Source organism: Nonlabens sp. (genome assembly GCF_965660805.1).
Taxonomy (GTDB): Bacteria; Bacteroidota; Bacteroidia; order Flavobacteriales; family Flavobacteriaceae; genus Nonlabens.
This window is the reverse complement of the sequence record NZ_CBFIBE010000064.1, coordinates 1-6,793: the sequence shown is the minus strand read 5'-3', so window position 1 is coordinate 6,793 and position 6,793 is coordinate 1. Positions and strand designations below refer to the sequence as shown.

Here is a 6,793-nt window from a genome sequence, read left to right as displayed (position 1 = left end):
ATCGTTTTTTCAATTGGGTTTATACATCTTCTTTGCCTAAAATTTTAAAATGGCCTTTACTGGGTATAGGAGTTTTAAAGTTGAAAGCCGTTGAGGTTCTCACAGGTATTACTCTTCCTTATAGTGCAACGATTGGCGAAGGTTTTTATATAGGTCACCATTCTGGAATCATAATTAATGCAAATGCCGTAATCGGTAAGAATTGTAATATTTCACAAGGTGTAACCATAGGAGTAAGCGGTCGTGGTGAACATCGTGGCGTTCCCATTATAGGAGATCAGGTTTATATAGGAGCAAATGCAACTATAGCTGGTAAAATAACTATAGGCGATAATGCCGTTATAGGAGCAAATAGTCTGGTGGTAAAAGATGTAGAAAAAGCAACTACAGTAGTAGGTGTTCCAGCCATTAAAGTAAGTGATAACGATTCAGCCGACTATATTTTATGAGACTTCTCATCATTTCAGACGCACCTGTATTAACTCGTAACGGTAAAAAAGAGGCCTACGCACCTTACGTCAGGGAAATGGATTTGTGGATGAAATATGTGGATCACACGACTTTTATTTGCCCTACAATTTACCATAAACCGCTGTTAACGCAATCGTTTGCAAAACAAGATTTCACTGTAAATTCCCTTAGAAGACTGGAGTTTCATGCTTTTTTTAATGCTATCTGGTCTCTATGTAATATTCCTTACCAGTTTGTTATGTTGTGTCTCGCTTTCGCGAAAGCGGATCACATCCATCTACGTTGCCCAGGGAATCTAGCCTTACTAGCTTGTATCGCACAGATGTTTTTTCCTAGTAAAACAAAAAGCGCAAAATATGCAGGGAATTGGGATCCTAAAGCAACTCAACCACTTGCATACCGCTTGCAAAAAAAAATACTATCCAATGAACGATGGACAAAGAACATTAAAGTGTTAGTCTATGGGCAATGGCCTAACCAAAGCAACAACATCATACCTTTTTTTACCGCTTCATACCATGAAAAAGACAAAAAGCCCATCATAGAACGAAATTACACAGGAGCATTAAAAGCGGTTTATGTAGGTACTTTAAGCGACAATAAACGACCGCTACAAGTGCTAGAAATGGTTCATGAACTGCGTAAATCAGAAATAGATATCAGTTTAGACCTCTATGGAGATGGACCATTAAAGGAAACTGTGATCAAACGGATCAAGGAATTAGACATGACTAGCGGTGTTACCGTGCATGGAAATCAACCGTTAGAAGTAGTGACACAGGCGTATAAAACAGCACATTTCTCTTTCTTGTTATCAAAAAGTGAAGGCTGGCCCAAGGCCGTTGCAGAGGCCATGTTCTGGGGCTGTATTCCCATAGCAAGTAAAGTAAGCTGCGTTCCGTGGATGCTTGGATTTGAAAACTTCCAAATTCCAAATCCCAAATCCCAAATTCCAAACGATAGTAGAACGAGCAATGCTAGTTCGAGTTCGAGTTCGAGTTCAATTTTAAAAGAAACCTACCCTTTAGGGTTAGGGAAAGGTTTCGGTAATGTCAGCTCGAGCACAGTCGAGAACGATTTTATGGAACATCCAGCTCTTGAGAATAAGTCACGAGGAATATTAATCGACGACTTATCAAGAGCTACAGCAACAATACAGGTATATTTACAAGAACCAGATCAGCTAGATGAGATGTCACAACAAGCGTCTAAGTGGTCGCAGCAATATACTTTAGATGAATTTGAAAAAGCGATACAGGAATTATTAAAAGATAGTAGTTCATGAGAGTTATCCAGATCATAGACAGTCTCGATGCTGGTGGAGCAGAGCGTATGGCGGTTCAAATAGCAAACGAGTTGCTGGCTGCTGGACATGAGTCTCATTTGTGTACTACCAGAAGAGAAGGATCTTTAAGACCTACAATAGATGAAAAAGTAGGTTATATTTTTTTAGAAAAAAAAGGCAAACTAGGCATAAAAGCCATGACTAAGCTCAAGACTTATGTGGTTAAAAATAATATTGAAATTATTCACGCTCATAGCACTTCTTTCTTTACCGCTACTGTAATTAAATGGTGGTTGCCATCTATTAAACTAGTCTGGCATGATCACTATGGTAATGCAGAGGCAGTAGCAGATCGTAACGCCAGAGTTTTAAAAAAATGTTCGCGTTTTTTTAACGGAATCATAAGTGTTAATGAAACCCTTAAAACATGGGCACAGGAGCAATTGAAATCAGTATCAGTAATTTATTTGCGCAACTTTGTTTCTATTCAAAAGGATCAGCAACTTCATGTAGCACTACCTGGAATAGAAGGGAAACGTATCGTTCATCTAGCAAACTTAAGACCTCAAAAAGATCACTTCACTTTACTTAAAGCCTTTAAAATAGTTCAAAAAAGCTATCCCGATTGGTCATTACTGCTCGTGGGAAAAGATTTTGAAGATGATTATTCTAGAAATATAGAAAGTACTATTCAAGAAGAAAATCTTTATAATCATGTTCATTTATTAGGCTCGAGAAGTGATACTGCCGCTATACTTTGTAATACTGATATAGCTGTTTTATCATCCATATCTGAAGGGTTACCTGTGGCTTTACTAGAGTATGGAATGGCTCGATTGCCAGTAATCGCCACAGAAGTAGGAGCTTGTAAAGAAGTGCTTGCTGGTCATGGGATTACAGTTGCACCGGCTCATACTAATGAACTTGCTGCTGCCATAATTGATTACATTGAAAATCCTAACCAAGCAAAAATGATGGCAGCATCGTTTCAAAACCATGTAATCACTACCTTTGGAGCTCATTCTTACATAAAAGAACTAGAGAAGTTTTATAGTACGCTTTAATGATTCAATTTGAGAAGTTACCATATCCGTTGCTCATAGCTGGTCATATTATACTGACCATCTTCATGATTGCGCTTCCATTTTTGATTCCTTTATTTTTTTATGCTGCTATCTGTTATTTTGGATTGCGAGTGCTGCTTCAAAAAGACACCGGTCAGGAGGCTCTTCTAGCTTGTGCTTACCTGGTAACTTTAGAGGTGTTTTTAAGAATGAATAGTGCGCTAATCTTCTATGAGTTCATGAAGTATCTCGTGATTATTTTTATGGTTCTAGGAATTGTGATGCGCGGTTTTTCTTTAAAATCTATTCCTTACGTTTTTTACTTATTACTGCTGGTTCCCAGTATAGTTATCGCTGCTGGAAACATACCTATAGGTGAGAGCCTGCGCAAAGCGGTTGCCTTTAATCTAAGTGGACCAGTGACATTAGGTATAACCGCTATTTATTGTTACCAGAGACCTATTAAGAGCGCACGATTAGATCAAATTTTAAAACTAGCCGTAGGTCCTATAGTCATGACTACGACTTATTTATTTCTAGTTACACCTGATATTAGAGACGTGGTTACTAATACCGCTTCAAACTTTGCCACTTCTGGAGGTTATGGTCCTAATCAAGTAGCTACCGTATTAGGAATAGGGATGTTTATCACCTTTGTCAGGTTTTTAAGAGTTAAAAATCTATGGATTAATGTATTAGATATTACGCTCTTTTTAGCCATGACTTATCGAGCTTGGGTAACTTTTTCACGTGGTGGAGTTTATACCGCATTTTTAATGATTATTGCGGTAATCGGGACCTTATTTCTATTAAAACGTAGCGAGTTTAAAGTATCGTTTATTCCTAAACTAGCAGTGATAGCCGTAGGGTTAATAATGGCATGGGGTTTTACTTCTTTAGTTACAAATGGACTCATCGATAAACGGTATGCAAATGAAGATGCTGCTGGTAGGGCAAAAGATGATTTATCAACGGGTAGAGTTGAATTAATTTCTATTGAACTAGAGGCCTTTTTTGAAAACCCTATCGCTGGAATAGGTGCTGGACAGGTAAAATATTACAGAGCTCAGAAGGATGGAATTATTGCAGCTTCACATAACGAAACCAGTAGGTTGTTATCAGAGCATGGTTCCATTGGCATCTTTTCTTTATTTGTTCTGGTTTTTACGCCGTTGTTTTTCAGACTTTTTCATCGAGGGAATATTTATTTTTATGCGTTTTTAATTTTCTGGATCGCTACCATTAATCACAGTGCTATGAGAATCGCTGCACCTGCCTTTTTTTATGGAATGGCGTTACTTTATGTAAAAACACCTAATAAGGTTAAGAAATTAAAACCAGCTACTGCACAACAACCTAAACTTGTATCTACGTGAGCAAGAATATCCTCTATATAGGAAATAAACTTGCCGGTAAAGGTCGTACAGTCACTACCATAGACGCACTAGGTCCTTTACTACAGCAAGAAGGTTTTCACTTGCGTTATGCCTCTTCCATTCAGAATGTAAGTGCTCGATTATTACATATGATGAGAGCGATTTTTCTTAATAGAAAATGGGCTAACTATGTGCTTATTGATACCTATAGCACACGTAATTTTTGGTATGCTATAATCATCGGTAGGTTGTGTAAGTTGTTGCATATTAATTATATACCTATTTTGCATGGTGGTAATCTTCCCGAACGATTGGTGAAGAATCCTAATGCATTAAAGACATTTATAGAAAACGCATATCGGGTTGTGAGTCCCAGTGATTATTTGATAGACGCTTTCGCGAAAGCGGGATTTCAACAACTGATCAACATCCCAAATCATATCGATTTAAACCAGTATTCATTTAAACCGCGTACAGTTTTACGACCCAAAATTTTATGGGTAAGGTCCTTTGCTGAGATTTATAATCCAGAAATGGCACTTGAAATACTAGAACATTTAGCCGTAGATTATCCAGATGCAAAATTATGTATGATAGGACCCGATAAGGATGGAGCTATGAAAAGCTGTGTTTCTATAGCAGTACAAAAGCATCTTAACGTGGAGTTTACGGGTTTACTGGATAAAACAGACTGGATCGAAATGAGTCAAGAATATGATGTTTTTATTAATACTTCTCATTTTGATAATTTACCCGTAAGCCTCATAGAAGTTATGGCCTTAGGGTTACCTGTAATATCAACAAATGTGGGTGGTATACCTTATTTAATTGATCATGGAGTTAACGGGTTTTTAGTGAAACCAAATCAGGCACTGGAAGCGGCGCAATGGATAAGGTCTCTCGTAGGGCAAGATGTAGATGTTAAATCGGTGGTACAAAACGCTAGAGGTGATGCTGAAAAATTTGCCTGGCATAAAGTAAAGCAGTCTTGGTTGCAATTATTAAAAGGGTAACCTTATCTTTATAATTCTTAAAGGAAACCATGTCCCAGTCAGGATCCATACACTTTGAAATATCAGAGCGCAAAGTTTTATTGCGTGTAATAGATGTGGTAGTAGTTTTAGCTGCGCTACATGTAGTGGGGACAATCTTTGACTTTGACTACTTTAAGATTAACGAGGAGCACTGGTTATGGATTGTTGTTTTAGGAGTTTACTTGTTGTTTTTTGCTACTGTTTTTGAGTTATATCATTTACAGAGGGCAAGTCGTATAGCAGCTACTTTAAGAGGAGTAGTATTTACCAGCTCTGTGACATCATTGGTTTATTTATTAACGCCATTCTTCACACCATCGCTACCAGAGAATAGATTACAAATTCTATATTTCTATCTGGCTATAGCTTTATCACTTTTAATATGGCGTGCCTTATATATTAAGCTTTTTTCTAGTTCGCGATTTTATAAAAACATCTTGATTATAGCCGATGCTGATGATGCAGATCAAGTGGCAGAAACTCTTCAAGAGGCAGATCCTAATTATAGAATAACCGGCTACATTAATACTGATAAAGAATTACACATAGGCCACGATGATCGTTTCCAGGTACTCACCATTGAAGAGGCAAAAGAACGGTTAGAAAGTCAAGTAGTAAGTGAGATTGTTATCGCATCTTCTCATGTAGAAGGTATTACCACGCAGCTTTACGACTGGTTGATTGAACTGGTAGAAAATGGCTTTTCAGTTAGAGAATATAGTCAGGTTTATGAAGAGATTACAGATCGTGTTCCTGTTCAAAATGTAGGTAAGGATTTTTATAAATATTTTCCATTTGCTAGAAGTAATCAAAATAAACTTTACTTAGTAAGTCATAGGTTTTTTGATGTCATTTTTTCGATAATCGGTTTAGGTATTGGAATGGTATTGATTCCATTTATTTTTTTAGGAAACTTGATAGGGAATAGAGGTCCATTATTTTATCAGCAAGTACGAGTAGGGAAGAATCGTAAATCCTTCCAGATTTTTAAATTCCGTACGATGATTAAAAATGCTGAGGCTAGCGGTGCTCAGTTTGCTTCAAAGAATGACAGCCGCATTACTTCATTTGGAAAATTTTTAAGAAAGTCCAGACTTGATGAATTTCCACAGTTTTATAATATCCTTATGGGCGAAATGTCCATTATAGGACCACGACCAGAACGACCTGTTTTTGTAAAAGAACTTTCGCAAAAAATACCGTTTTATGAGACTAGACATGTTGTGAAACCTGGACTTACAGGATGGGCTCAAGTAAAGACTAAGTATGGAGAAACTGAAGCAGATAGCCTAAAAAAATTACAATACGACCTTTATTATATTAAACATCGTAGTGTTTTTCTAGATTTTAGAATTGTTGTAAAAACCTTGAGTACCATCGTGTTTTTTAAAGGTCAGTAGTAGAAACTGAAACTAGGTCTGCTAGTATTTACCAGCATGGGTATATATAGAATCATTCTATAGACTTGTTCAATTTATACCAATTAATGTTTCTAATGCCGTATTCTTAATTTGAATTATTTTTTGACTAGATGATAAAGAAAATTAAAGCATAGCCTAAGCT

Annotated in this window: 6 protein-coding genes; all 6 read left to right on the top strand. The window is 36.9% G+C overall.

The annotated features are described in order from the left end of the window. The coding region (locus ACTF48_RS10700; protein ID WP_438963150.1) for a serine O-acetyltransferase at positions 1–449 on the top strand (449 nt) is incomplete at its 5' end. Next, entirely contained in the window at positions 446–1,756 is a 1,311-nt protein-coding gene (locus ACTF48_RS10695; RefSeq protein WP_438963149.1) for a glycosyltransferase, read from the top strand. The genes ACTF48_RS10700 and ACTF48_RS10695, both read left to right, overlap by 4 nt. After that, positions 1,753–2,820, top strand: coding sequence for a glycosyltransferase family 4 protein (locus ACTF48_RS10690; protein WP_438963148.1), 1,068 nt, complete (start codon positions 1,753–1,755; stop codon positions 2,818–2,820). Before ACTF48_RS10695 ends, ACTF48_RS10690 begins: the two co-directional genes overlap by 4 nt. Further along, positions 2,820–4,196 (top strand): O-antigen ligase family protein, encoded by a 1,377-nt coding sequence (locus ACTF48_RS10685; RefSeq protein WP_438963147.1) that lies wholly within the window; start codon positions 2,820–2,822, stop codon positions 4,194–4,196. Before ACTF48_RS10690 ends, ACTF48_RS10685 begins: the two co-directional genes overlap by 1 nt. Beyond that, complete coding sequence (locus ACTF48_RS10680) at positions 4,193–5,209, top strand: glycosyltransferase family 4 protein (protein ID WP_438963146.1); 1,017 nt, start codon at positions 4,193–4,195, stop codon at positions 5,207–5,209. The genes ACTF48_RS10685 and ACTF48_RS10680 overlap by 4 nt, the downstream gene beginning before the upstream one ends. Before the next feature lie 29 nt (positions 5,210–5,238). Next, complete coding sequence (locus tag ACTF48_RS10675) at positions 5,239–6,630, top strand: sugar transferase (RefSeq protein ID WP_438963145.1); 1,392 nt, start codon at positions 5,239–5,241, stop codon at positions 6,628–6,630. The last annotated feature ends 163 nt before the right edge of the window (positions 6,631–6,793 follow it).

What these genes read in the sequence shown, in the direction of transcription:
- ACTF48_RS10695 (WP_438963149.1), top strand. Translation starts at nt 446, where the DNA reads ATGAGACTTCTCATCATTTCAGACGCACCTGTATTAACTCGTAACGGT.
- ACTF48_RS10690 (WP_438963148.1), top strand. Translation starts at nt 1,753, where the DNA reads ATGAGAGTTATCCAGATCATAGACAGTCTCGATGCTGGTGGAGCAGAG.
- ACTF48_RS10685 (WP_438963147.1), top strand. Translation starts at nt 2,820, where the DNA reads ATGATTCAATTTGAGAAGTTACCATATCCGTTGCTCATAGCTGGTCAT.
- ACTF48_RS10675 (WP_438963145.1), top strand. Translation starts at nt 5,239, where the DNA reads ATGTCCCAGTCAGGATCCATACACTTTGAAATATCAGAGCGCAAAGTT.